1 protein-coding gene is annotated in these 249 nt (G+C 66.3%); it reads left to right on the forward strand.

Going from position 1 to position 249, the window contains the following annotated elements; genetic code table 11:
• The coding region (locus ACR9ZG_RS18995; protein WP_481286397.1) for a molybdopterin cofactor-binding domain-containing protein at positions 1–249 on the forward strand (249 nt) is incomplete at both ends.

Here is a 249-nt window from a genome sequence, read left to right on the forward strand (position 1 = left end):
GCAACCGGGCAGGAGATCGGCCTCGACGAGGTCGCGCGGGTCTCCCGCCAATCGCCCGGCGACGATGTTGCTCCCGGCCTCGCGCACCGCGCCACGCATCTATGCGATCGCTACACGTTTCCGAACGGTTGCCATGTCGCCGAAGTCGAGATCGATCCCGAGACCGGCGAGGTCAGGCTCGATCGTTACGTCATCTTCGACGACTATGGGCGGCTGCTCGATCCCCGCCTGACGCTGGGGCAGGTCCAT

Source organism: Leifsonia sp. KNZ12-8B, from assembly GCF_056755495.1.